We start from the raw sequence: 25,638 nt of genomic DNA on the forward strand, positions 1-25,638 counted from the left end.
ATCAAGCCCGATGACGAAATCCCTGCTCCTGCTTCCCGGCGACGGTATCGGCCCGGAGGTGATCGGGGAGGTGAAGCGGCTGCTTGCAGCGCTTGCGCTCGACATCGCCGTGGAAGAGGCGCTGTTCGGCGGCGCGGCGATCGACGCGACGGGACTTCCGATTACCGACGAGACGGTGGCGCGTGCGCTTGCTTCCGACGCGGCGCTGATGGGCGCGGTCGGCGGCCCGAAATGGGCGGGGGATGCGTTTAACAAGCGGCCCGAGGCTGGACTGCTGCGCCTGCGGTCTGAAATGGGCGTTTACGCAAACCTGCGCCCGGCGCGCTGCTTTTCGGCGCTTGCCGACGCGTCCAGCCTGAAGCGCGAGTTCGTCGAGGGGCTTGATATCCTGTTCGTGCGCGAACTGGTCGGCGGCGTTTATTTCGGCACCCCGCGCGGCATCGAAGACATTGGCGGCGGCGAGCGGCGCGGTATCAACACGCAGGTTTACACCTCCTCCGAAATCCGCCGCGTGGCGCGCACGGCCTTCGAGCTTGCGCGGAAGCGGTCGAACCGCGTGTGCTCGGCCGAAAAGTCGAATGTGATGGAATCGGGCCTGCTCTGGAAGGAAGAGGTGACGGCGCTGCACAAGGCCGAGTACGCAGACGTGGAGCTTTCACACATGCTCGCCGACAACATGGCGATGCAGCTCGTGAAGAACCCCAAGCAGTTCGACGTGATCCTCACCGACAATCTTTTCGGCGATATCCTTTCGGATGAAGCGGCGATGCTGACCGGTTCGCTCGGTATGCTGCCGTCCGCCGCGATCGGCGAAGCCGGGAAGCCGGGCCTTTACGAGCCGATCCACGGATCGGCACCGGATATCGCGGGCCAGGGTCTTGCGAACCCCTGCGCGGCGATCCTCAGCTTCGCCATGGCGCTGCGCTTCAGCCTCGGCGACGCCGCGTCGGCGGATCGCGTGGAGGCGGCGGTCGACAAGGCGCTGGCAGCGGGCGCGCGCACGCGCGACATCGGCGGCACGCTCTCGACTGCAGAGATGGGCGCAGCGATCATCGCGGCGCTTCCAAAATAGGAGCGGTTACGCCAAGCTGGCCCATATGGGGTTCGGTCCGTCGAACACGGAAAGTCACACTGTAATTTTTTGCGCTTTTGCACAAACTTTGTGACTTTTCGCCTCAGGCGCATTCGAATCGCGACGCTGCAATGCCCCGTGCGCGGGGATGGACCGGAGCCGTATGAGCCGTATCGAGGATCTTCCCGAACCGCCGCGCCCGCCGTGGCGCATCACGTTCGACAGGGCGGCGGGGCAGTTCCTCACCGGGCTCCTGTTCCTGCTGCCGTTCATCCTGACGCTGATGATCCTCGATTGGCTGGTGCGGCAGGTCGCGGGGCTGTTCGGAGAGGAAACGCTGCTCGGCTCCGCGCTCACGAGCGGCGGCGCGTTCATCTTCGGCGACGGCACGGTCGGCTTCTGGCTTCTGCTCATCTTTGTGGTGGTCGGCATCTGGGGCGTGGGGTTCGCTTTTCATGAACGCGCGCGCCGCAGCATAGAGCGCCGCCTCGATGCGATTATCGATCGGATACCGGTGCTGCGCGATGTCTATCGCCCGGTCTCCAAGCTCGTTCGGATGCTTGGCACGAAGAACGAGAGCGATCTTGCCGCGATGCGCGTGATCGCCTGCCGCTTCGGGGACCGCGGCGCGGATGTGCTGGCGCTGCTCGCCTCGTCCGACGTGATGATGGTGGGTGGCGAGGAACGGATGCTCGTCTATCTGCCTTCAGCTCCGCTGCCGATGACGGGCGGGCTGGTGCTGGTGCCGCCGGCCTCGATCGTGGAGGTCTCCGGCGTCACGGTCGACGATCTGCTGAAATGCTATATTTCGCTCGGGATGCTTTCGCCCGAAGCGCTGCGGAACGCGCCGGTCTCGCTCCCCGACAAATAGCAAACGCTTGCAAGCCCGGACGCGGGGGCGCAGAAGGCCGCGTCATTTTCAGGCAGGATAAGCAAGATGGGTTACAGGGTTGCCGTTGTGGGCGCGACCGGGAACGTCGGCCGCGAAATGCTGAACATCCTCGCCGAGCGCGAATTCCCGATCGACGAGATCGCTGCGCTCGCCAGTTCGCGCTCCACGGGCGACATGATCCCTTTCGGAGAGGATGGCCGGGAGCTCAAGGTTCGCAACGTCGAACATTTCGACTTTGCAGGCTGGGATATCGCGCTGTTCGCGGCAGGCTCCGGGCCGACGAAGATATACGCTCCGAAGGCTGCTGCTGCAGGCTGCGTCGTCATCGACAATTCGTCGCTCTACCGCATGGAGCCGGACGTGCCGCTCATCGTGCCGGAGGTGAACCCGGACGCGATCGACGGCTATAAGAAGCGCAATATCATCGCGAACCCGAACTGCTCGACCGCACAGATGGTCGTCGCGCTGAAGCCGCTGCACGACCTTGCGACGATCAAGCGTGTTGTCGTTTCCACCTACCAGTCCGTGTCGGGCGCGGGCAAGGAAGGCATGGACGAGCTTTTCGAGCAGACCCGTGCGATCTTCGTGGGCGACCCCAAGGAAACCCGCAAGTTCACCAAGCAGATCGCCTTCAACGTCATTCCGCACATCGACGTGTTCCTTGAGGACGGCTCCACCAAGGAAGAGTGGAAGATGGTCGCGGAGACGCACAAGATCCTCGATCCCGCCATCGGCGTGACGGCGACCTGCGTGCGCGTGCCGGTATTCGTCGGCCATTCGGAAGCGATCAACATCGAGTTCGAGAACCCGATTTCGGTGGAAGATGCGCAGGAAGCGCTGCGTACGGCGCCGGGCATCATGCTCATCGACAAGCGCGAGGACGGCGGCTACGTGACGCCGATCGAATGCGTCGGCGAATATGCGACCTACGTGAGCCGCGTCCGCAAGGATCCGACCGTCGCGAATGGCCTCAGCCTCTGGTGCGTCAGCGACAATCTCCGCAAGGGCGCGGCGCTGAATGCCGTTCAGATCGCCGAACTGCTCGGCCGGCGGCATCTCAAGAAGGCGTAAAGTTTCAGCGCCCCGTGCCGGGTGTGGGGGCAGGCCGTTTCAGCAGCAGCACCAGCGGGATCGAGAGCAGCGTCACGATCATCAGCAGGTAGAAATCGTTGATGTAGCCGATCATCGTCGCCTGCCGGGTGATCTCGTTGTCGATCATCGCGAACAGGCTGGCGCCGGTGCCGCCCGCGCCCTCGAGCAGGTGCGGGTTGATTGGCGAAAGCGTCGTTTCGGTGATGTTGCCTACCATCAGTTCATGGCTCGTCTGCACGGTGCGTGCGAGCTGTGCGGTGACGATGGAAATGCCTACTGACGCGCCGAGGTTGCGCATCAGATACAAGAGGCTCGCGGCATCGGTGCGGTACCGCGGCGGCAGCGTCGCGAACGCCGCGAGGTTGATCGACGAGAAGATGAAGCCGAGGCCAAGGCCCTGCACCACGCCGCTCCAGACCACGGGATGCCAATCCATATCGAGCGACCAGTGCGTCATCCACCACAGCGAGATCGCTGCGAGCGCCATGCCGCCGCCGATAAGTACGCGGGGATCGATGCGCCCCGCGAGCTGCCCGGCGATCGCCATACTGATGAGAATGCCGATACCGCGCGGGGCGAGCATCAGCCCGGTATCGAGTACGGGATAGCCGTAGACCGCCTGCAGCATCGGTGGCAGCAGCGCCATCGTCGCCATCAGGATCGCGCCGATGTTGAGCATGAAAATGAGGCCGATGAAGAGGTTCCGGTTCGCCAGCATTTCGCGTTCGAACATCGGCCGCCGTCCGGTCGCCATGTGGACGAGGAACAGCCAGATGCCGATGATCGCGATGCCGAGCTCGATACGGATTTCCCAGGACTGCAGCCAGTCTTCCTGCTGGCCGCGGTCGAGCATCAGCTGGAGCGCGGTGAGGCCGATGGCGAGCATCGAGAAGCCGAAAAGGTCGAAGGCGCGCCGCCGCACCGGGCGCGAGGGGAGCAGCGCAATCAGGATCGCCAGCGTGGCGACACCAATCGGCACGTTGATGTAGAAGATCCAACGCCAGTTGTAGTTCTCGGTGAGCCAGCCGCCGATGATCGGTCCAAGGATCGGCCCGACCATGATGCCCATGCCCCACACCGCCATCGCCTTGGGATGCTGCTCGCGCGGCGTGATATCGAGCATCACGGTTTGCGACAGCGGCCCCACGAAAGCGGCCGACGCGCCCTGCAGCGCACGGAACAGCACCATTTCGGGGAGATTCACTGCGATGCCGCAGAGCATCGAGGTGATGATGAACCCCGCCACGGAGACGATGAACAGTTTGCGCGATCCGAACCGGTCGGAGAGCCAGCCGGTGAGCGGCATCGCGATGGCGGTGGCGAGGATGTAGCTCGTCAGCACCCACGACACGCTGTCGAAGGTGGCGCCGAGCGAGGCCTGCATGTGCGGAAGTGCGACGTTGGCGATCGTCGAATCGAGCACTTGCATGATCATCGCCATCATGATGCCGATGATGAGCAGCGGCCGGTTGCTGACCTCAACGACCGGCTGGCCGTGCGCTCCTGCGGCGCTGGCGGACATCAGTTTGCGGCGGTGTCGCGCACGTCGACGCTCGCCTCGGCGCTGAGGCCGGCGATCAGCGGGCGATCGCTTTTCGAATCGATCGCGATGCGCACGGGTACGCGCTGCGTCACCTTCACCCAGTTGCCGTTGGCGTTCTGCGCCGGGAGCAGTGCGAATTCGCTGCCTGTGCCCGCGCCGATGCTTTCGACATGGCCGCTGAGCGCCCTGCCGTAGGCGTCGATCGTGACCGTCGCCTTCTGGCCGGGGTGCATCTTGCGGAGCTGAGTTTCCTTGAAGTTCGCCTCGACCCACGAATGGCCGTCGGCAACGAGACTCAGCGTGGGGAGCCCGGCCGGAAGCATCGCGCCGACCTGCAGCCGCTCGGTCTGGCTGATGATGCCGCTTGCGGGCGCGCGGATTTCCGTGCGCGAGAGGTTGAGCATCGCTTCCTCGCGGGCGGCGAGCGCGGCCTCAACCGCCGCGGGCCGGCTGGAGGCCGCAGCGCCGCTGCCGAGCGCAACGCGCGCCTTGCGGGCCTCGGAGGTGGCGGTGTTCATCTGCTCGCGCGCCTTGGCGAGCGCGAGCTGCGCTGCCTGATAGCGGGCGCGGGTGGTGAAGCCGCGGTCGAGGAGCTCGGCCTGCCGATCGAACTCGGCCTTCGCAAAGGCGATCTCGTCGCGTGCGGCGGCGATGTCGACGTCGGCGACCGTCACTTCGGCGTCGAGCTCATCGATCTCGACGTTCGCCTTGGCGAGTGCGGCTTCCGCCTGCCTCAGCGCGATGCGGAAGGGCTCGGGATCGATGCGGAACAGGAGTTGGCCTTCCTGCACGCGCATGTTTTCGCGCACCGCGACTTCGACGACGCGGCCGCTCACCTCCGGGGCGATCGAAACCTTGTCCTGCCGGACATAGGCGTTGTCCGTCGATTCATGCGCCTGCCCAGCGATGTAGAGCCACGTGCCGCCCACGATCAGCAGCAGCGGCACGGAGAGCATCAGCAGTGGGCGCAGCCACGCGGGGAAACGGCGGCGCGACAGGGCGGTGTCGTCGTTCACTTCGAAGCCGAGGTCAGCCATTGACGGCCTCCTGCCCTGTCTGGCGCAGCAGGTTGGCGCGCACGCGTTCAAGGTAGTTCACGAAAGTCTCTCGTTCGGTCGGGGTAAAGCCTTCGAGCGTGTCTTCGATCATGCGCTCGGAAACGGGACGCAATTCCTCAATGAGCGTGCGGGAGCGCTGACTCAGGAAAAGCCGCCATGCGCGCCGGTCGTTCGGATCGGCACGGCGCTCAACAAGACCGGCATCCTGCAGGCGATCGACCATGCGCCCGACTGTGATGGCCTCAACCTCCAGCGTATCCGCGAGTTCGCCCTGATTGATGCCTTCGCCGCGTTTCAACACGAGAAGCACGCGCCATTGTGGACGCGTGATACCGAGCGTTCGTACGCGCGCGTCGAATTCCCGCCGCAGCAGGCGCGCGCTGTCGGACAGTAGAAAACCGAGTGATTCGCTCATAAGTGTGAATATAATAGCTATGCTTACTATGTGCAATGACAGGATGGTGCGAGGCGCCGCGTGGTGTAATTTGTCGCACATGCCGACACTTTCCGCCGACGTCTTCTGGTCGTTCCGCTCGCCCTATTCGTATCTCGCGGCGCGGCGCTACCGTGCGCTGACGCAGGAATACGACCTTCGGATCAACCTCCGGCCCGTTTATCCGCTCGCGATCCGCCAGCCGGATTTCTTCGAGACGAACCACCCCAACTGGCTCGGCTACACGATGCGCGATTTCGTGCGCGTGGCGCAGTATCTGGAGATACCCGTGGCACCGCCGCGGCCGGACCCCATCGTCCAGAACATGTTCACGCGCGAGATTTCCGCCGAGCAGCCCTATATCTTCCGCCTGACGCGGCTCGGGCAGGCTGCCGCCCGGCGCGGGGCGAGCCTCGCGTTTGCCGATGAAGCCTCGCGGCTCATCTGGGGCGGCACGGAGAACTGGCACGAGGGCGATCATCTTGCCGGGGCGGCGGCGCGCGCCGGGCTCGATTTCGGGGAGATCGAGGCCGAAGCCGTAGCCGATGCGGAGGCGCTCGACGCCGAGATCGCCGCCAATCAGCAGGCACTCGAAAAGGGAGGACACTGGGGCGTGCCGACGCTGGTGTTCGACGGCGAGCCGTTTTTCGGGCAGGATCGCATCGACATTGCCGTCTGGCGCATGAAGCAGGCGGGATTGGAGGCGCGATGACGAAGGTGGCCGGCGGCTGCCAGTGCGGCCGTATCCGCTACGAGGCGGAAATCGAGAACTACGAGGCCTATCTCTGCCATTGCCGCTACTGCCAGCGCGCGACGGGCGGCGTTTCGATCGCGTTCAAGAACCTGCCCAAAGCGGCGGTGCATTGGAATCGGGAGCCGGACTGGTACGCCTCCTCGCCGATCGCGAAGCGGCCGTTCTGCTCAGCCTGCGGCACCCCGCTCGGCTTCGCATTCCCGGACAGCGACCACATGGACCTCACCGTCGGCACGTTCGACGACCCCGCGCCGTTTTTCCCGACCTCCAATTTCGGCATCGAGAGCCGCCACGATGCATGGAGCGATACGTCCGCTCTTCCCGGCCAGCGCTGCGATGAGTACGAGGCGCTGAACAAACGTTGGAAGGAAGCGGGTGTCTCTCCAGACGCGTGACAGGGATTTCGAATCGTTCGACGGCGTCTGCATCGCGTGGACGGAGGCAGGGCCGGAAGACGGACGTCCGCTCGTGCTGCTCCACGGCCTATTTTCGAATGCGCACGTCAACTGGCTGAAGTTCGGAACGGCGGCCCGCATCGCCGAAACCGGCCTGCGCCTGATCATGCCGGATTTCCGTGCACACGGGAAAAGCGCGGCGCCCACGGACGCTGCCGCCTATCCGCCGGACGTGCTCGCAAGCGACGTGCTCGCGCTCATCGATCATCTTGGGCTCACCGACTATGATCTCGGCGGCTATTCGCTCGGCGGGCGGCAGACGCTCCGCGCAGTGGTCCGCGGGGCGACGCCGCGTCGTATCGCCATTATCGGCATGGGGCTCGGCGCGGTCGTGAATGTTGCGCCCAGCACGAACTGGTTCATCGATACGGTGCGCAATGCTGATACGCACGCCCGCGGCAGCGAGGCCTATTTCGCGATCCAGTTCATGCGCACCAACAAGGTCGATCCGGAAGCCGCGATCCACCTTCTGAACGCACAGGTCGACTCGGCGCTTGCCGATGTCGAGGCGATCACGCTGCCTGCGCTCGTCCTGTGCGGCGCGGAGGATCACTATAATGCCGAGGCGCATGCGCTGTCTAAAGCGCTGCCGAACGCGACGTGGCGCGAAATTCCCGGCACGCACATGTCGAGTGTCACGCGCGCTGAACTCGGCTCGTCGCTCGCGGACTTCTTCGCTGCTTGACCCCCGGATGGGCTGTTCTACCCTGATGCCATAACGGTTCAGGGGAGATTTCGACCATGAAAAGCCTGACTTCCGCGCTTGCACTTGCCGCCATGCTGCTCGCGACCGGCGCGTCGCCCGCGCCGACCGCAGCCGAGGCGGACGCCTTCGTCGCAAAGGCGGAAAAGGATCTGGAGGAACTGGGCATCTTCGCGGCGCGCGCCGCGTGGGTGAACGCGACCTACATCACCGACGACACGGACATCCTCGCTGCGCGAACGGGCGCCGCTTACACGGAGGCCGCCGTGCGCTACGCGTCGGAAGCCGCGAAATATGCGCCGCTGCCGGGCCTCTCTTACGACACGAAGCGCAAGCTCGACATGTTGCGGCAGGGCCTCGTCGCGCCCGCGCCGAATACGCCGGGCGCGGCGGACACGCTATCCACGCTGCTTACCGGGCTGCAATCCTCGTACGGCAAGGGCAAGGGCACCTACAAAGGCGAGGCGAAGAGCGGCAACGACCTTGAAGAACTGATGGGCACCGAGCGCGATCCCGAGGTGCTGAAGGAGATGTGGGTTTCCTGGCACAAGGTCGGCGTGCCGATGCGGAATGATTACACGCAGTTCGTCTCCATCTCGAACGCGGGCTCGAAGGAACTCGGCTACGTCGATACCGGCGCGCAGTGGCGCGCGGGCTACGACATGGACCCGGACGCGTTCGCGAAGCTCACCGACGACACCTGGAATCAGGTGAAACCGCTTTACAACCAGCTGCACTGCTACACGCGCACAAAGCTCAACGAGAAATACGGTGACGCCGTGCAGCCGAAGACGGGACCGATCCGCGCTGACCTTCTCGGCAACATGTGGGCACAGGAGTGGGGCAACATCTACGACGTCGTCGCGCCGAAGGGTGCGGGCGACGTCGGCTACGATCTCACCGAATTGCTTGCCGCCAAGGGCTATACGCCGGAGCAGATCGTGAAGACGGGCGAGGCGTTCTTCTCGTCTGTCGGCTTCGCGCCGCTGCCGCAGAGCTTCTGGCAGCGCTCGATGATCACCGCGCCGCGCGACCGCGAGGTTGTGTGCCATGCGAGTGCGTGGGACGTCGACAACAAGGACGATATCCGCATCAAGATGTGCACCAAGGTGAACGGCGACGACTTTGTCACCGTCCATCACGAGCTTGGTCACAACTATTACCAGCGCGCCTACAATCAGCAGTCGTTTCTCTACATGAACAGCGCCAACGACGGCTTCCACGAAGCGGTCGGCGATTTCATCGCGCTTTCCGTGACGCCGGATTACCTCGTGAAGATCGGGCTGCTCGATCCCAAGGCGGTGCCGAGCGCGGACAAGGATATCGGGCTGCTTCTGAAGCAGGCGATGGACAAGGTGGCGTTCCTGCCCTTCGGTCTTCTCATCGACAAATGGCGCTGGGGCGTGTTCTCGGGCCAGATTACGCCGAACACCTACAACGCGGCGTGGAACGACCTTCGCCTCCAGTATCAGGGCATCGTGCCGCCGGTGCCGCGCAGCGAGGCGGATTTCGATCCCGGGGCGAAGTATCACATCCCCGGCAACACGCCCTACACGCGCTATTTCCTCGCGCGGCTGCTGCAATTCCAGTTTCATCAGGCGGCGTGCAAGCAGGCGGGCTGGAAGGGGCCGCTGCATCGCTGCTCGATCTACGGCGACAAGAAGGTCGGCGAGAAGCTGAACGCGATGCTGGCGATGGGCGCCTCGAAGCCGTGGCCGGATGCGCTGCAGGCGTTCACGGGTTCGCGGCAGATGGATGGCAAGGCGATGATCGCCTATTTCCAGCCGCTGATGACATGGCTCGAAAAGCAGAACAAGGGCAAGACCTGCGGCTGGTGACCGGACCGGCGGGGCTACCTGAACGCGGGTTCGTCGAAGGCGCGGAGCTTGCGGCTGTGGAGGCGTGAGCCAGCGGCGCGGAGCAGGTCGCAGGTGGCGATGCCGATGCGGATATGTTCGCGGATGGCGCGCTCGTAGAAGCGGTTCGCCTGCCCCGGCAGCTTGAGTTCGCCGTGCAGCGGCTTGTCTGAAACGCAGAGCAGCGTGCCGTAGGGGACGCGGAAGCGATATCCCTGCGCGGCGATCGTCGCCGATTCCATGTCGATCGCGACCGCGCGCGACTGCGAGAAGCGCAGCGCGGAGAGCGAATAGCGCAGCTCCCAGTTGCGGTCGTCGGTGGTGACGACGGTGCCGGTTCTGAGCCGTCGCTTCAGCGCGTCGGCGCTTTCGCCAGTCACATTGAGCGCGGCCTGCTGCAGTGCCTGCTGCACCTCGGCGATGGCGGGGATCGGGATCTCCGGCGGCAGCACGTCGTCGAGCACGTGGTCGTCGCGGAGGTAGGCGTGCGCGAGCACGTAGTCGCCGATCGTCTGCGTGGGGCGGAGGCCGCCGCAGTGGCCGATCATCAGCCACGCTTCGGGCCTGAGCACGGCGAGGTGATCGGTGATCGTCTTGGCGTTCGAGGGGCCGACGCCGATGTTGACGAGGCTGATGCCGGTGCCGTCTTCGGTCATCAGATGCCACGCGGGCATCTGATGCCGCCGCCATGCCGCGTCCGAAGCCATGCGCTCGGGATCGGCGTCGCCTGCAGTCATCACCACGCCGCCCGCACCCGAAAGCGCGATGTAGCGCCCGCCGGGCGTCAGCTGCTCGCAGGCCCAGCGCACGAACTCGTCAACGTAGCGGTGGTAATTGGTGAACAGCACGTAGCGCTGCACATGCTCGGGGGGTGTGCCCGTGTAATGGCGCAGGCGCGCGAGGCTGAAATCGGTACGCAGCGCATCGAACAGTGCGAGCGGCCGCGCCGGGCTGAGCGCCGGGTTCCAGAGGCCGTCCGCAACCTCGTCGCCGATAAAGGCAAGTTCGGTTGCGGGGAACCAGCGCGCCAGCTCTTCCGCCGTCACCTCGCCGAGATCGACGCCGCCGGCATCGAGCACGTAGGGGAAGGGAATTTCCTGGCGGCCGGGCGCGGCCTCGAACGTCACGCCGTAGTCGCGGATGAGAATATTGATCTGCTCGGCGAGATAGTCGCGGAACAGCGCGGGCCGCGTGATGCTGGTCGCGTAGGTGCCCGGTGCGGTGAGGCGGCCCCACGCGTGAGAGGCGGGCCGTGCGGCGCGTTCGCCGCCGTAAGTCAGACGGAGTTCGGGATAGGCAAAGGCACCCGCCTCGCGCGCTGCGGCGTCGGGGCGGGTGCCGTCTGCAATGTAGGCTTGCAGCGCAGTCCGCAGCCGTTCGCGGGACGCCTCGTAGAGGCGATCGAGTTCCGCGACGACGGCTGCGGCGTCCTGCATATGGGCTTAGGCCAGCTGGCCCAGCAGATGCTCGGCGCTGGAGACGCGGAAGGCGCCCGGCTCTTCGATGTTGAGTTCGCTGACGACGCCGTCCTTCACGAGCACCGAGAAACGCTGGCCGCGCTTGCCCATGCCGAACTTGGATGCGTCCATGGTGAGGCCGAGCGCTTCCGAGAAGCTGCCGTTGCCGTCGGCGAGCATCGTCACCTTGCCGTCAGCGCTGGCGCTCTTGCCCCACGCGCCCATCACAAAGGCGTCGTTCACGGCGATGCAGGCGATCTCGTCGACGCCCTTCGCCTTCAGCTCTTCGGCATGGTCGATGAAGCCCGGCAGGTGCTTCGCCGAGCAGGTCGGCGTGAAGGCGCCGGGCACGGAGAACAGCGCCACGGTACGGCCTGCGAAGAACTCGTCGGTGTGGACGGGCGCGGGGCCGCTGTCCGTCATCGTCATCAGCGTTGCGCTCGGGACCTTGTCGCCTACCGAAATCGTCATGACACTTGCTCCTTGGACGGGGGAATCTGGACGCGCTTCGTAGCCGGTCCCCCGCCGATCGCCAAGCGTCCGTTGGCATAAGCCAGTAGGATTGCCTATAGTTCCGCCATGGACGTCGCGCCCTATCTTTCGGGACAGCTACTGCTGTCGATGCCCGGCATGGCCGATCCGCGATTCGAGCGCGTGGTGATCGCGATGTGCGTTCACGATGCCGAATCGGCGCTGGGGCTGATCGTCAACAAGGTCCGCGACGATATCGACGTGCGCAGCCTGCTCGAACAGCTCGATGTCGACCCCGGCATTGCGCCCGCCGTGCCGGTGTTCGCGGGCGGTCCGGTGGAGCCGGGCCGGGGCTTCGTGCTGCACAGCCCGGAATACGAGGGCCAGTCGACGCTCTCCGTGGGCGGTCGCTGGGCGCTGACCGCGACGCTCGATATCCTGCGCGACATTGCCGCCGGAAAGGGGCCGAAACGCTGGCTCATCGCGCTCGGCTACGCGGGTTGGGGGCCAGGCCAGCTCGACGAGGAAATGACGCGCCACGGCTGGTTCGCGGTGCCGGGGACCCCCGAACTGCTGTTCGATGCGCCGATGGAAAGCCGCTGGCCTTCCGCTTTCGCAGGCGCGGGCATCGACGTTGGCCTCCTCAGCGCGAGCGCCGGGCACGCATAGACATTCACGCTTAATCGTTTGCCAACCGTTCCGTTTAAGGCCTGATTTACACCCGAGTCGCACTCTTCGCCTGCCGCCGGGAGACGAGGGTCCCTCCCAGCGTGTCAGCTGGGGGTCACGTCATGAAAAGAGTTTCGAAAATGCTGGTCAGCAGCGCCACCGCGCTGCTGACCCTGTCGCTTGCCACGCCGGCGGCCGCGCAGAACTGCTGGAACGGCGCAGCGGTGAAAGCCGCCAAGGTGCGCGACCTGCAGACGCTGCTGATGGTCGGCGCGCTGCAATGCCGCTCCACGCAGTACGATGTGCTCGGCCACTACAACCGCTTCGTGAAGGCGCACCGCACGACGATTTCCGCGCACAACGACGTGCTGAAAACGCACTTCGTCCGCGCCGGCAAAGCGCGCGATTACGATCGCTTCACGACCGCGATGGCGAACGGCCATTCGGCGGGCGCCGCCAATCCGGAATTCTGCAGGGAAACCGCTGCGCTCGCTGAACAGGTCGCCGGACTCGGCCGCGCAGAGGTTGAGGCGATCGCCGACCGGATGTTCGTTTCGCCCAAGGGCGTCGGCCGCACCTGCTCCTGAGCCGGAGCGCCTGAAGCCTTTCAGTTTCGTCGCGTCGCTTACCGTTTTCCCAGTCCCCCTGACCCGTCGCCGCTGTTTTTCCTCCCCTTTTGCGGCGGTGGCGGGCGGTTTCTTGCGGCTGCGCGGGTTCATGCCCGCGTGGCCGCCTTTCTTTATGGACATAAAGAGTTCTTTATATTCTCTCTTGCCTTGAGCCGAGCCCTCTCGTAATCCCGCCTCTGATATCCGCGCGGCCGCACGCGCGCACAGAGACAGGAAAAGATTCATGGCGCAGGATTATATCGTCCGGGACATCACGCTCGCCGATTGGGGCCGCAAGGAACTGGCCATCGCGGAAACCGAAATGCCGGGCCTGATGTCGCTCCGCGCCGAATATGGTGCGTCGAAGCCCCTCGCAGGCGCGCGCATCACCGGCTCGCTGCACATGACGATCCAGACCGCGGCGCTGATCGAGACGCTGACCGCGCTCGGCGCCGAGGTGCGCTGGGCCTCGTGCAACATCTATTCGACGCAGGATCACGCCGCCGCCGCCATCGCCGCGCAGGGCATCCCCGTGTTCGCCGTGAAGGGCGAAACGCTCGCCGAATACTGGGACTACATCGACCTCACCTTCCAGTGGCCGGGCGAGCCCGCCAACATGATCCTCGACGACGGCGGCGACGCCACGATGTTCATCCTCTGGGGCGCGCGGCTGGAGGCAGGGGAGAGCTTCCCCGCGCCGACCAACGAGGAGGAAGAGGAATTCCAGCGCGTCGTGAAGGCGCGCGCGGCCGCCTCGCCGGGCTTCTTCACGAAGACGCTGAACAGCATTCGCGGCGTCTCGGAAGAGACGACCACCGGCGTGCACCGCCTCTATGAACTGGCGAAGGCGGGCAAGCTGCCCTTCCCGGCGATCAACGTAAACGACAGCGTCACCAAGTCGAAGTTCGACAACAAGTACGGCTGCAAGGAAAGCCTCGTCGACGGCATCCGCCGCGGCACCGACGTGATGATGGCCGGCAAGGTCGCGGTCGTCGCCGGCTACGGCGACGTCGGCAAGGGCTCGGCCGCCTCGCTGCGCGGCGCGGGCGCGCGCGTGATGGTCACCGAGATCGACCCGATCTGCGCATTGCAGGCGGCAATGGACGGCTTCCAGGTCGTGACGATGGAGACGGCGGCACCGCTCGCCGACATTTTCGTCACCGCGACGGGCAACAAGGACGTCATCACGCTCGATCACATGCGCGCGATGAAGGACATGGCGATCGTCGGCAACATCGGCCACTTCGACAACGAGATCCAGGTCGGCGCGCTCAAGAACTACAAGTGGACCGAGGTGAAGCCGCAGGTCGACATGATCGAATTCGCGGACGGCAAGCGCATCCTGCTGCTCTCGCAGGGGCGCCTGCTCAACCTCGGCAATGCTACCGGTCACCCGAGCTTCGTGATGTCGGCGAGCTTTTCCAACCAGGTGCTCGCGCAGATCGAACTGTTCACGCGCGGCGGCGATTACAAGAACGAGGTCTACGTGCTGCCGAAGCACCTCGACGAGAAGGTGGCGGCGCTGCACCTCGAAAAGCTCGGCGTGGAACTCACGAAGCTTTCCGGCGAGCAGTCCGCTTACCTCGGCATCGATGCCGCCGGTCCCTTCAAGACCGACCAATACCGCTACTGACGCGTTCAACAGGGATTCAAACCGGCGGCGACTGCGTCTAAGGTCGCTGCCGTGATCCTTCGTCTCGCTCCTCTTGCTGCGCTTCTGATGCTGCCCGCGGCGCCGGCATCGGCTGCCGTGTCGCTGATGCAGCGCGGCTGGCCGGTGACGGCGACGGCAATTATCGGCGCGGCGTGGCTGGCGTTCGCCGTGTGGGCGGTGATCCGCTCGGCGCGTGCACGCGTGCAGGCGGAAACGGCGAAGGAATGGGGCCTACGGCTGCGCGGGCTCCTGACCACCACGCCCGGCGCCTATCTCGTCGTTGGCGAAGACGGTGCGGCCTCGTGTTCGGACACCCTCCGCTCGTGGCTGGGGCTCGACCGCAAGGTGGCACGGCTCGACGACCTGCTCGGCACCGGCGAAAGCGGCCTTTCCCCGGATGACTATTCGGCGCTCGGCGCGGCGATCCAGGCGCTCGCCATTTCAGGCGCGCCGTTCCGCATTTCCGTTTCAGCGGCCGGAGATCGCGTGCTGACAGCGGAGGGCAAGACCGCTCCGCCGCAGCTTGCGGGCGATCGCGGCACTGTCGTGTGGTTCTCGGATTCGAGCGGCGCACACCGCAGGACGGAGGCGCTGGAGGCGGACCGCGACGGTCTTCGCGCCACACTCGGCGCATCGACGGCGGTGATCGATGCCGCGCCGATTCCGATCTGGCGGCGCGGTGCCGATCAGCGCCTCGTTCAGGTGAACCGCGCCTATGCCGATGCGGTGGAGGCGGAAAGCCCCGCCGCCGCCGTCCGCCTCGGCATCGAGCTCGTCTCCAATCCGCTTTCGGCAACGCCGCAATCGGCGGCGCGCATGGCGCTTGCGACCGGCGTGCCGCAGGTGCGCGAGGAGCCGGCGATCGTCGGCGGCGAGCGCCGCATGATGCGGATCATCGACAAGTCGCTCGAAAACGGCGAGGTGGCAGGCTACGCGATCGACATCAGCGAGCGCGACGAGGCTGTTGGGGGGCTGGAACGCTTCGTCGCCGCGCAGACCGCGACATTCGATCGCCTCTCCGCCGGGGTCGCCCGCTTCGGCGCGGACCGGGCGCTCGTGTTCTGGAACACCGCGTTCGCGGCGCTGTTCCGTCTCGACGCCTCGTTCCTCGATGAAGGCCCGGAGTTCGACCGGCTGTTCGAGCGGATGCAGGAACAGCACCGCCTTCCCGAGCAACGCGATTTCCCAAGTTGGCGACGCGCCCGCCGCGCGTGGTTCACCAGCCAGATGGACAATGCCGAGGAGACGTGGGTTCTCCCCGACACGACCGTGCTCCGTGTCATCGCGCAGCCGAGCCCCGACGGCGGGCTGCTGCTGATCTTCGAGGATCGTTCCGAGCAGCTTCGCCTCGCGAGTTCGCGGGACACGCTGCTGCGCGTGCAGGAAGCGACGCTCAACAACCTCCACGAAGCCGTTGCCGTGTTCGCCGCCGACGGGCGCGTGCAGCTCTACAACAGCGTGTTCGCCGATCTCTGGAACATTGACGAGGCGCACCTCGCGATGAAACCGCACGTCGACGAGCTCGCCGACCCCGCCGCGCCGCCGCGCGAGGAGCACGCCTATCTTGGCCTGCTGCGCGATCTCATCCAGGCCTCCACGGTAGGGCGGCAGGCGAAGGCGGGCCGCGTGGACTTCACAGGTGCGCGCGTGCTCCAGTATTCAGCGGTGCCGCTGCCGGACGGCAACGCGCTCATCACCTTCCTCGACATCACCGATTCGACGCGCATCGAGAATGCGCTGCGCGAACGCAATGAGGCGCTGGAGGCGGCGGACCGGCAGAAATCGGCGTTCGTCGAGAACATGTCCTATGAACTGCGCACGCCACTCACCGCGATCAGCGGTTTCGCCGAGATGCTGGCGCAGGGCTATGTCGGCGGGCTCTCGCCGAAGCAGGAAGACTATATCCGATCGATCCTGATCTCGTCGGACCGGCTGCAGCTTCTCATCAACGACATCCTCGACCTCGCCGTCACCGAAGCGGGCGCGCTCGCGCTCGATATCCGTGCGGTGGCGGTGGGCGAACTCGTTGAAAGCGTGGCAACGATGACGCGCGGGTTCGCCGAGGATCGCGGCCTTGCGTTCGAGACGAACGTTCCGGCCGATATCGGCGCTATCGACGGCGATCCGGTGCGTCTGAAGCAGGCGCTGTTCAACCTCGTCAACAATGCGATCCGCTTCACGCCCTCCGGAGGCCGCGTCGTCATCTATGTCGAAAGCCTCTCCGACAGCGTCGTGATCCGCGTGAGCGACAATGGCATCGGGATCCCGGACGACGAGCAGGAACTGGTGTTCGATCGCTTCCGCAAGGGCTCCAACGCCACCGCGAGCCAAGGCGTCGGGCTCGGTCTCTCGCTGGTGCGCGATGTCATCGATCTGCACGGCGGCCGCGTGGTGCTCGACTCGCGGCTCGGCGAGGGCACGACGGTCAGCCTCCACATTCCGCGCCGCCATGGGGACAAGGCGTGACGGTGCTTGCCGACGAAGCTGCGACGGACACGTTCGGACGCCGCCTTGCGGCGCGCCTCGCGCCGGGCGACATCGTGCTGCTGTCGGGCGATCTCGGGGCGGGGAAAACGGCGCTCGCGCGTGGTATTCTCGCCGGGTTGGGGCACGCAGGCGAGGTGCCGAGTCCGACCTTCACGCTGGTGCAGAGCTACGAGGTGCCGGGTGTGCGCCTCCCCGTGTGGCATGTCGATCTCTATCGGCTCGAAGATCCGGACGAGGTGGAAGAACTCGGGCTGGATGAAATTCTGGCGGACGGCGCGCTCATCATCGAATGGCCGGAGCGTGCGGGCGGACGCTGGCCGGAAGCGCTGCATCTCACGCTTGCCGACACAGGTGAAGGCAGCCGCCGCTTGACAGCGCGCGTGCCGCCCGCTTGGGAAGCGCGATGGCCGATCTGAACCTGCCCGAAGGGGCGAGTGCTCTCCTCGAAGCAAACGGATGGGGCGGTGCGGAGATCGCGCCGCTCGCCGGGGATGCTTCGTTCCGCCGCTACTTCCGTGTACGCGATGGCGACCGCCGCGCGGTGCTGATGGATGCGCCGGCACCCAATGAGAACTGCGCGGCGTTCGTCGCGATCGATACGTATCTCGCCGCGCGTGGTATCAGTGTGCCATGCGTGTTCGCTTCGGCGCCCGAACAGGGCCTCGCGCTTCTTGAAGACCTCGGCGATTCGATGTTCGTGCGCGCCATCGAAAGCGGCGCCGACGAGGCCGCGCTGTACCGCGCGGCGACGGACGTGCTCGCGCATCTTCATGCCGAGCCGATGGCGGAAGCGGTCGACGGCCATGCGGTCGGCCCGTATGCCGAGGACCGCATGGCACGCGAGGTCGGGCTGGTGCTTGACTGGCACTGGCCGGAGTTGATGGGCGCAGCAGCGGATGATGCCCTGCGCGTATCTTACGCTGCGGCGTGGGCAGAGGTTTGGCCGCTCGCTCGTGCGCACGACGACCGCCTCGTCCAGCTCGATTACCACTCGCCGAACCTGATGTGGCTGCCGGAGCGCGAGGGCCTCGCCCGCGTTGGCGTGCTCGATTTCCAGGACGCGATGCGCGGTCCCGCCGCCTACGATCTCGTGTCGCTGATCCAGGATCCGCGCCGCGACGTGCCGCCCGCGCTGGAGCCGGAACTCGTCGCGCGCTATCTCGGCGCGCGGCCGGAATTCGACCGCGAGGCGTTCGCGGCGAGCTACGCCGTGCTCGGCGCGCAGCGCGCAGCGCGCATCCTCGGCGTGTTCGTGCGGTTGTGGCGGCGCGACGGTAAACCCGGCTATCTGAAGCACGTCCCGCGCGTGTGGTCGCTGCTCGACCGCAATCTCGCGCACCCGGCGCTCGCGCCCGTCGCGCGCTGGTTCGAGGCAAACCTGCCGCTGTCGGCGCGGCGCGATTTCACGGGGGCGGCATGAAAAAGCACCGCGCGCCGCTGTCGCTCCGCCCCAATCCCGAAGGGCCGCTGCCCGCCGCCGCGATGGTGCTCGCCGCCGGGCTTGGCAAGCGGATGCGGCCGCTCACCGCGACGCGCCCGAAGCCGCTCGTGCGCGTGCATGGCAAGACGCTGCTCGACCACGCGCTCGATAACCTGCGCGGTTCGGACGTGCGGCGGGTGGTCGTCAACGTCCACTATCTCGCCGGGCAGGTGGAGGCGCACCTCGCGCGCAATGCCGCCGATCTCGACATCGCAATTTCCGACGAACGCGAGGCGCTGCTCGAAACCGGCGGCGGTGTCGCGAAGGCGCTGCCGTTGATCGGCGCCGACCCGTTCTTCGTCGTGAACAGCGACAACATGTGGGTGGACGGGCCGATCGATACGCTGCGGCAGATGGCGCGGCGCTGGTATCCTGAAATCATGGATGCGCTGCTGCTCGTCGTGCCGCTCGCCCGCGCGTACGGCTATGAAGGGCGCGGCGATTTCCATATGACGCCCGAAGGCCTGCTCGCGCGCAGGCGCGGGGCGCGCGTGGCGCCGTTCGTGTTTTCGGGCGTGCAGCTTCTTAAGGCTTCGCTGTTCGAGGATGTGCCTGAGGGCGCGTTCTCGCTCAATCTGATCTACGACCGGCTGATCGAAAGCGGGCGCCTGTATGGTATCGCGCATACGGGCCAATGGTTCCACGTCGGCACGCCCGAGGCCGTGAAGGAGACGGAGGCGCTGCTCGGCAATGGCTGAGCGGAAGGCCGTCTTCACGATTCCGGCGCACCGCGCCTTCGCCGATGCGCTCGCGGCAGGGATGCTGAGCCGCATCGGCAGCGATAATCTGCCGCGCGCGCTGCTGCTGCTTCCCAACCGCCGCGCCGTGCGCGCCGTGTCGGAGGCGTTCGTGCGCGCCTCGGGTGGCGCGCTGCTGTTGCCCCGGATGCTCCCCATCGGCGACGTCGGCGAGAACGAGGCGCTTGGCCTTTTCGACGAGGCGATGACGCTCGAAGCCGAGGTGCAGCCGGCGATTGCGGCGTTCGAGCGGCGGATGCTGCTGATGCCGCTCGTCCACCGCTGGCAGACCTTGAATGGCCGCGCGCGCAGCAGTGTCGAGACACTGCGCCTTGCCGATGCGCTCGCGCGCACGCTCGATCAGCTCCAGCTCGAAGGCATCGAACCCGAGCGACTGCACGAGACGATGGCGGAGCTTGGCGCGCATTGGGAAGCGACGCTGAAGTTCGTGGAAGTGGTCGTCGAGGCATGGCCGCCGCAGCTTGCCGCGCGCGGCCTCATGGATCGCGTGGCGCGGCGCCAGATTCTGCTCGCCGCCATCGCCTGCCGCTGGCGCGCAGCGCCACCCGCGCGGCCGATCGTGGCGGCGGGCATGGCGAGCGCCGATCCGGCGGTGGCCGAGGTACTCGCGGTCATCGCGGACCTGCCGCAGGGGGCGGTCGTGTTGCCTGGCCTCGACCTCGAAACCGCCGACTGGGACGAGATCGGCGGCTTCCCGGCGCATCCGCAGTGCGGACTCAAACACCTGCTCGACCGGATGAACGTTGCGCGCGAGGAAGTGCGCGGGTGGGAAGCTGAAAGCAGCCTCGATGGCCCGGCGTCGCGTGCCGATGCGATCGGCGCGGCGCTGTCGCTCGCAGGCAGCACGGCGCACTGGCCGCCTGCGGGTCCGCTCTCTGACCTTCGCTTTGCAGAGGCGGCAAACCCGGCCGAGGAGGCGGGTGTCATCGCGCTCGCGATGCGCCGCCAACTGGATACGCCGGGTGCGACCGCCGCGCTTGTCACGCCCGACCGGGGCCTCGCCCGCCGCGTCGCCGCGCAGCTTCGGCGCTGGGAGATCGAGGTCGACGATTCGGCGGGCACGCCGCTGGCGCGCGCACCTTCGGGCACGCTGCTGCTCGCCGCGCTGGAGGCCGGGGCGCAGCGCTTTTCGCCCGGCGCATTGCTCGCGCTGCTCAAGCACCCGCTGGCGGGGCCGGGCGAGGGCAGGGCGCGCCTCAACTGGCTCGATGACGTCCGCCGTCTCGATCTTGCCTTGCGCGGCGTGCGCCCCGCCGCGGGCCTGAAAGGCATTGCCGCGCGCGTCAAGGTTCCGCCGCAAGGCGCGCTCCCCGATAGCGAGCGCGCACAGCTTGCTGCGTGGTGGAAGGCGCTCCGTCCGCGGCTCGATGCGCTCGAAGCGCTGATGGCGAAGCCGCGCGCGCCTGGCGATTTCGCTGATGGCCTCCGCACCTTTGCGGAAGACATCTCCGAAGCCCGCGTTTGGGAAGGCGCCGCCGGGCGCGCCGCTGCCGAGACGATCGCGGAGATGGTGCAGCACGGCGATATCGGGCTGCTGATTCCGCCCGCCGACCTTCCCGCGCTGTTCGGTGCGATGCTGGAGGACGTCGCCGTGCGCCCACCGTTCGGCAAGCACCCCCGCCTTGCCATCTACGGCCTTCTCGAAGCGCGGTTGCAGCGCGCTGACCTTATGATTCTCGGCGGCCTCAACGAGGGTGTCTGGCCCGGCGGCGATCCGTTCGATCCGTGGATTCCGCCCGCGATCCGCCGCCGCCTTGGGCTTCCGGAAACCGAGCGGGCGATCGGCCTCGCCGCGCACGATTTCGTACTCGCCGCCGCAGCACCCCAGGTGCTGCTCACGCGTGCGCGTCGCGATGCGTCCGCGCCCACTGTCACCTCGCGCTTCTGGCTGCGGCTGCTCGCCTTCGCGGGCGATCATGTCGCGTGGGAAACGGACCTGCCCGCGCTTGCCGCCGCGCTCGATGCACGCGAGACGGTGCCCCCCGCCGAGCGCCCGCGTCCCTCGCCGCCCACGGCGGAGCGGCCGAAGCAGATCAGCGTCACGCAGGTCGATCGCCTGCTCATCGACCCCTACAGCTTCTATGCCGAGAAGATGCTGCGGCTGCGGCCGCTTGATCCGCTCGACGCCGATCTCTCGGCGGCGGAGCGCGGCACCATCGTCCACGCTGTCATCGAAGCGTTGCTCGGCGCGGGCACGCTCCATGACACCGCCGCGCGCGAAGCCGCGATCGATGCGGCCATCGCGGTGCACGCCGACCAGCCGCTGGTCGCGGCGCTGTGGAAACCGCGCATCGTGCGGATGCTCGATTGGGTTTTAGAGCTTATGGCCGCGCGTGCCGCCGGGGGTTGGGGCGAGGTCCGCTCGGAAGTCGAAGGGGACTTCGAGGTCTCCGGTGTCAAACTCAAAGGCAAGGCGGACATCGTGCAAGTCGGGCCGGGGGGCCTGCTGATCGCCGACTTCAAGACCGGCGCCGTTCCCCGGCAGGCGCGGCTTTCGGATGGGCTCGCATCGCAGCTTGGCCTCCTGGCGTGGCTCGCAGAGGAGGGCGCGCTGGACGGCCCGGCCTCGCGCGTCGTCGAGGTCGCCTACTGGAAACTCTCGGGCGGCAAGGAGGCGGGCAAGGAGACGACGAGCGCGCGCCACTACAAGGACGCATGGGCTGATCTCCCCGCCTTCATCGAAACCTGCCGCGCAGCGTTCCGTGAGGCGGTGGGCGAATATCTCGCGGGCAGCCGGCCGTTCGAGGCGAAGGTGAAGCCGGAATACGCCGTCCACTTGCAGGACTACGACCACCTCGCGCGGCTCGCCGAATGGTGGGGGCGCAAATGAGCATCCGGCCCCTGCTCCCCGAACAGAAGCGCGCTGCCGATCCCGAGCTCAGCGCGTGGGTCTCCGCCTCGGCGGGGACGGGCAAGACGCAGGTGCTGACCGCGCGCGTGCTGCGGCTGCTGCTCGCGGGCGCGCGGCCGGACGGGCTGCTCGCGCTCACCTTCACGAAGGCGGCGGCGGCGGAGATGCAGACGCGCATCTTCGAGACGCTGTCGCGCTGGGTGCGCGCGGATGATGAAACGCTTGCCGCCGAGCTTGCCGCCATCGGTGCGCCGTCCGATGAAGGCACCTGCCGCCGCGCCCGTGCGCTGTTCGCTGAAGCGCTGGAGACGCGCGGCGGTCTCAAGGTGCAGACGCTGCACAGTTTCGCGAGCGCGCTGCTCGCCGCCTTCCCGCTCGAAGCCGGGATCGCGCCCGGCTACGAAACGCTCGACGACAGGAGCGCGCTGCGCATCCACGCCGAAACGCTCGCCGAACGGATCGGCAGCGGCGACGCGGCGCTGCTCGCCGATCTCGCGGACCTTTCCGTGCGGGGCGGCGAAGCGCGCGTGCAGGAGGTGATCGCGAAGCTGCTCGCAGGGCGGGCCGTGTTCGAGGATGTCTACGGCAAGGCGGTCGACTGGCGCGGCCTCGTAAGGCGCGGGCTTGGCCTTCCGGGCGCTGGCAGCCGCGACGAGGTGCTCGCCGCCGCGCTCGCCGACGATGCCTTCGACTGGGAAACCGTGCGCGAATATGCGGCGGCGATGGCGGCATGGGGCACGAAGACAGGTCTTGAGGCTGCCGATGCGCTGGCGCGCGTATTGGGTGCGGCGCCGGAGGTGCGGCCTGATTTCCTCGAAGATCTCGTCGGCGCCGGTTTCCGCAAGGATGGCGAGCGCCGCGCCGCGCCCAAGGGGCTCGGCGATCTGCATGAACGTTTCTGCACGGTCGTCGGCGCTGTGCGCGATCTCGCCGCCGGGCTCGACCTTGCCGAGACGGCGGCGCTGCACCTGCGCGTCGGGCATGCGCTCGCCGCCGCTTACGAGACGCGCAAGGAAGCGGCGGGCGCGCTCGACTACGCCGATCTCATCGTCAAGGCCGCGCGGCTGCTCTCGACGCTCGCCGCGCCGTTCGTGCTCTACAAGCTCGACCAGCGTATCGATCACATCCTCGTCGACGAGGGGCAGGATACGAACGCCGCGCAGTGGGCGATCGTGGAGGCGATCGCGGACGAGTTCTTCGCAGGGACGGGCACGCGCGACGAGGCGGAGACAGGTGCGCGTACCCAGTTCGCGGTCGGCGACTACAAGCAGGCGATCTTCGGCTTTCAGGGCACTGACCCCCGCGCGTTCGAGGCGGCGCGCGCCGCTGCCGAGCGCCGGGCGCTAGGTGCGGACAAGCCCTTCGAAACGATCGACCTCGCGCTCAGCTTCCGCTCCGCGCCCGCCGTGCTCGATGTCGTCGATACGGTGGTGGAGACGGTTGGTCCGGCCGCGTTCGGGATCGATGGCGAGATTCCGCGCCACATCGCGCACCGCGCTGGTGCGGCCGGAGAAGTGGTGTTGTGGGCGCCCGTGACTGGTGTGCTCGAAGAGGATGAGGCGGAGGATGCCGTCCCTGAGGACGCCGAGCGCACGCTTGCTGCCAGCATCGCGCGGCAAGTCTCCGGCTGGCTTGAGCGCGGCGAGATGCTGGCCTCGAAGGGCCGGCCGATCGCGGCGGGCGACATCATGCTGCTCGTGCGCTCGCGCGGCAGCCTCGTGCCCACGCTCGTCTCGGCACTGATGGCGGCGCGCGTGCCGGTGGCGGGCGCGGACCGGCTGCGCCTCACGCAGCCGCTCGCGGTGCAGGATCTGCTCGCACTTGTCCGCTTCGCGCTCCAGCCGGGCGACGATCTTTCGCTTGCCGCGCTGCTCGTCTCGCCGTTCCTCGGCTGGTCGCAGGACGATCTCTATGGCCTCGCTCACAAGCGGCGTGGCACGCTCTGGCGCACGCTCCGCGATCGTATGGATAACAAGGCCCGCGCCGCCGAGGACTGGCTAGGCAAGGTGCTGGCCCGCGCCGACTACATGGCGCCTTACGAGTTTCTCGAATACGTGCTCTCGGGCGAACCGCAGGGCCGCCTGCGCCTCATTGCGCGGCTTGGCGAGGAGGCGCGCGATCCGATCGAGGAACTGCTCAATCAGGCGCTCGCCTATGAGGGCGCGAACACGCCGTCCCTGCAAGGCTTCCTTTCGTGGATCGAGGCGGATGACGTGGAGGTGAAGCGCGACGCGGAGGCCGCGCACGATGCCGTCCGCATCATGACGGTGCACGGCTCGAAGGGACTGCAGGCACCGATCGTCATCCTCGCCGACGCGGCTTCCGCGGTGCCGAAGGGCGCGAAACCGCCGCTGCCGCTCGATCTGCCCGGCCTTGGCCCCGCGCCGCTGTTCTTCGGCTCGTCCAAGGCGCTCGTCGGCCCCGCGCGCGATGCCTACGAGGCCGCGACCCGCGCCGAGGGTGAGGAGCACATGCGCCTGCTCTATGTCGCGCTCACCCGTGCCGAAGACCGGCTCTATGTCGGCGGCGCGCTCGGCAAGCGGCCGTCGAAGGCGAAGAGCTGGCACGGTCACGTCGCCGATGCGCTCGCCGCGCTGGGGGCGGAGAGTGTCGAGGATCCCGTTTGGGGCGGCGTTCTGCGCCATGCGAGCGGTACGCCCGTGCCCGCTCTGGCGCCCGCCAAAGCGGAGCCGCGCGCCGCGATCTCGATACCCGCATGGGCGCTCGCCATGCCGCCGGAGGAGGAGCGCCCTCCGCGCCCGCTTGCGCCCTCCGCGCCGCAGGATGACGATCCGGCAGAGCCGCCGCCGGGCCCGGCGCTGCGCGCCGCCGCGCGGCGGGGGCAGGTGCTGCATCAGCTCTTCGAGCGGGTTGGCGGTGTTTCGCCTGAGAACCGTGATGCGGCGATGCGCGCGTGGCTTCGCCGCAATGCGCCCGATCTGGATACGGACGCGATCACGCTCGAAGTTGCGGGGGCGCTTGCCGATCCGGCGCTCGGCCCATGGTTCGCGGCGGATGCCTATGCGGAGGCGCCGCTATCGGCCGTTGTGGAGGACGTCGTGATCACCGGCACGATCGACCGTCTGATCGTGGGCGAAGACGTTGTGCGTGCGCTCGATTTCAAGACCGGCCGCAATCCGCCTTCCGATCTTGCGGGCGTACCCGCCCAGCATCTGCGCCAGATGCGCGCCTACCGCGATGCGCTCGCGCGCATTTTCCCCGGCCGGCGCATCGAAACCGCTCTCTTCTACACCGCGGCGCTCCGCCTGATCCGCGTCGATTGATCTGAAAGCCCGGCTTTCCGCCCTGTCAGAAAAGCCTCGGGATATTTGGCCTTGAAGCGCT

At 67.0% G+C, this 25,638-nt stretch carries 21 protein-coding genes; 16 read left to right on the forward strand and 5 right to left on the reverse strand.

What is annotated here, in order from left to right; translation table 11 throughout:
• Positions 1 to 10: 10 nt before the first annotated feature.
• The 3 genes from leuB (at position 11) to ACE3TJ_RS13305 (ending at position 3,035) form a co-directional block, all read left to right on the forward strand.
• Positions 11 to 1,072: a 3-isopropylmalate dehydrogenase gene (leuB, locus tag ACE3TJ_RS13295; RefSeq protein WP_374596897.1), complete on the forward strand. Its 1,062-nt coding sequence runs from the start codon at positions 11 to 13 to the stop codon at positions 1,070 to 1,072.
• 163 nt (positions 1,073 to 1,235) lie between these two features.
• A complete protein-coding gene (locus tag ACE3TJ_RS13300) occupies positions 1,236 to 1,943 on the forward strand; it encodes a DUF502 domain-containing protein (protein WP_374596899.1) in 708 nt (235 codons plus the stop codon).
• 66 nt (positions 1,944 to 2,009) lie between these two features.
• Positions 2,010 to 3,035, forward strand: coding sequence for an aspartate-semialdehyde dehydrogenase (locus ACE3TJ_RS13305; RefSeq protein WP_374596901.1), 1,026 nt, complete (start codon positions 2,010 to 2,012; stop codon positions 3,033 to 3,035).
• Between the two features lie 4 nt (positions 3,036 to 3,039).
• Here ACE3TJ_RS13305 and ACE3TJ_RS13310 read toward each other — a convergent pair whose 3' ends face one another.
• From ACE3TJ_RS13310 to ACE3TJ_RS13320, 3 genes are read right to left on the reverse strand one after another with little or no spacing between them, the layout of a single operon-like run.
• A complete protein-coding gene (locus ACE3TJ_RS13310) occupies positions 3,040 to 4,578 on the reverse strand; it encodes a DHA2 family efflux MFS transporter permease subunit (RefSeq protein WP_374596903.1) in 1,539 nt (512 codons plus the stop codon).
• On the reverse strand, positions 4,578 to 5,636 hold the full coding sequence (locus ACE3TJ_RS13315) for an HlyD family efflux transporter periplasmic adaptor subunit (protein ID WP_374596905.1): 1,059 nt from the start codon (positions 5,634 to 5,636) through the stop codon (positions 4,578 to 4,580). Before ACE3TJ_RS13315 ends, ACE3TJ_RS13310 begins: the two co-directional genes overlap by 1 nt.
• Complete coding sequence (locus ACE3TJ_RS13320) at positions 5,629 to 6,072, reverse strand: MarR family winged helix-turn-helix transcriptional regulator (protein WP_374596907.1); 444 nt, start codon at positions 6,070 to 6,072, stop codon at positions 5,629 to 5,631. The genes ACE3TJ_RS13315 and ACE3TJ_RS13320 overlap by 8 nt, the downstream gene beginning before the upstream one ends.
• Positions 6,073 to 6,151: 79 nt before the next feature.
• Between ACE3TJ_RS13320 and ACE3TJ_RS13325 the strand changes: the two genes are divergently transcribed.
• From ACE3TJ_RS13325 to ACE3TJ_RS13340, 4 genes are read left to right on the forward strand one after another with little or no spacing between them, the layout of a single operon-like run.
• The gene (locus ACE3TJ_RS13325) at positions 6,152 to 6,802 is read left to right on the forward strand and encodes a 2-hydroxychromene-2-carboxylate isomerase (RefSeq protein ID WP_374596909.1); all 651 of its coding nucleotides are present in this window, start codon (positions 6,152 to 6,154) and stop codon (positions 6,800 to 6,802) included.
• A complete protein-coding gene (locus ACE3TJ_RS13330) occupies positions 6,799 to 7,239 on the forward strand; it encodes a GFA family protein (RefSeq protein WP_374596911.1) in 441 nt (146 codons plus the stop codon). The genes ACE3TJ_RS13325 and ACE3TJ_RS13330 overlap by 4 nt, the downstream gene beginning before the upstream one ends.
• The gene (locus tag ACE3TJ_RS13335) at positions 7,220 to 7,984 is read left to right on the forward strand and encodes an alpha/beta fold hydrolase (protein ID WP_374596913.1); all 765 of its coding nucleotides are present in this window, start codon (positions 7,220 to 7,222) and stop codon (positions 7,982 to 7,984) included. The genes ACE3TJ_RS13330 and ACE3TJ_RS13335 overlap by 20 nt, the downstream gene beginning before the upstream one ends.
• A 56-nt stretch (positions 7,985 to 8,040) precedes the next feature.
• Positions 8,041 to 9,840 carry a M2 family metallopeptidase gene (locus tag ACE3TJ_RS13340; RefSeq protein WP_374596915.1) on the forward strand — a complete coding sequence of 600 codons (1,800 nt, stop codon included), beginning with the start codon at positions 8,041 to 8,043 and terminating at the stop codon, positions 9,838 to 9,840.
• A 14-nt stretch (positions 9,841 to 9,854) separates the two neighbouring features.
• On the opposite strand, the gene ACE3TJ_RS13345 is transcribed toward ACE3TJ_RS13340, so the two are convergent.
• Both ACE3TJ_RS13345 and ACE3TJ_RS13350 read right to left on the reverse strand, forming a co-directional pair.
• Positions 9,855 to 11,294 (reverse strand): AMP nucleosidase, encoded by a 1,440-nt coding sequence (locus tag ACE3TJ_RS13345; RefSeq protein WP_374596917.1) that lies wholly within the window; start codon positions 11,292 to 11,294, stop codon positions 9,855 to 9,857.
• A 6-nt stretch (positions 11,295 to 11,300) separates the two neighbouring features.
• Positions 11,301 to 11,786 carry a peroxiredoxin gene (locus tag ACE3TJ_RS13350; protein ID WP_374596919.1) on the reverse strand — a complete coding sequence of 162 codons (486 nt, stop codon included), beginning with the start codon at positions 11,784 to 11,786 and terminating at the stop codon, positions 11,301 to 11,303.
• Between the two features lie 108 nt (positions 11,787 to 11,894).
• Here ACE3TJ_RS13350 and ACE3TJ_RS13355 point away from each other — a divergent pair, with 108 nt between their 5' ends.
• The 9 genes from ACE3TJ_RS13355 to addA all read left to right on the forward strand — a co-directional run bounded on the left by ACE3TJ_RS13355 (position 11,895) and on the right by addA (position 25,577).
• On the forward strand, positions 11,895 to 12,455 hold the full coding sequence (locus ACE3TJ_RS13355) for a YqgE/AlgH family protein (RefSeq protein WP_374596920.1): 561 nt from the start codon (positions 11,895 to 11,897) through the stop codon (positions 12,453 to 12,455).
• A 140-nt stretch (positions 12,456 to 12,595) separates the two neighbouring features.
• Complete coding sequence (locus ACE3TJ_RS13360) at positions 12,596 to 13,042, forward strand: hypothetical protein (RefSeq protein ID WP_374596922.1); 447 nt, start codon at positions 12,596 to 12,598, stop codon at positions 13,040 to 13,042.
• A 265-nt stretch (positions 13,043 to 13,307) separates the two neighbouring features.
• Positions 13,308 to 14,696, forward strand: coding sequence for an adenosylhomocysteinase (gene ahcY / locus ACE3TJ_RS13365; protein WP_374596924.1), 1,389 nt, complete (start codon positions 13,308 to 13,310; stop codon positions 14,694 to 14,696).
• Between the two features lie 51 nt (positions 14,697 to 14,747).
• Positions 14,748 to 17,183 carry an ATP-binding protein gene (locus tag ACE3TJ_RS13370; protein ID WP_374596926.1) on the forward strand — a complete coding sequence of 812 codons (2,436 nt, stop codon included), beginning with the start codon at positions 14,748 to 14,750 and terminating at the stop codon, positions 17,181 to 17,183.
• Positions 17,180 to 17,620, forward strand: coding sequence for a tRNA (adenosine(37)-N6)-threonylcarbamoyltransferase complex ATPase subunit type 1 TsaE (tsaE, locus tag ACE3TJ_RS13375; RefSeq protein ID WP_374596928.1), 441 nt, complete (start codon positions 17,180 to 17,182; stop codon positions 17,618 to 17,620). The genes ACE3TJ_RS13370 and tsaE overlap by 4 nt, the downstream gene beginning before the upstream one ends.
• On the forward strand, positions 17,608 to 18,624 hold the full coding sequence (locus ACE3TJ_RS13380; protein ID WP_374596930.1) for an aminoglycoside phosphotransferase family protein: 1,017 nt from the start codon (positions 17,608 to 17,610) through the stop codon (positions 18,622 to 18,624). The genes tsaE and ACE3TJ_RS13380 overlap by 13 nt, the downstream gene beginning before the upstream one ends.
• Positions 18,621 to 19,382 (forward strand): nucleotidyltransferase family protein, encoded by a 762-nt coding sequence (locus tag ACE3TJ_RS13385; protein WP_374596932.1) that lies wholly within the window; start codon positions 18,621 to 18,623, stop codon positions 19,380 to 19,382. The genes ACE3TJ_RS13380 and ACE3TJ_RS13385 overlap by 4 nt, the downstream gene beginning before the upstream one ends.
• Entirely contained in the window at positions 19,375 to 22,272 is a 2,898-nt protein-coding gene (gene addB, locus ACE3TJ_RS13390; protein WP_374596934.1) for a double-strand break repair protein AddB, read from the forward strand. The genes ACE3TJ_RS13385 and addB overlap by 8 nt, the downstream gene beginning before the upstream one ends.
• The gene (gene addA, locus ACE3TJ_RS13395; RefSeq protein ID WP_374596936.1) at positions 22,269 to 25,577 is read left to right on the forward strand and encodes a double-strand break repair helicase AddA; all 3,309 of its coding nucleotides are present in this window, start codon (positions 22,269 to 22,271) and stop codon (positions 25,575 to 25,577) included. The genes addB and addA overlap by 4 nt, the downstream gene beginning before the upstream one ends.
• Positions 25,578 to 25,638: the final 61 nt, after the last annotated feature.

The organism is Sphingosinicella sp., from assembly GCF_041916975.1.
Taxonomy (GTDB): domain Bacteria; phylum Pseudomonadota; class Alphaproteobacteria; order Sphingomonadales; family Sphingomonadaceae; genus Sphingosinicella.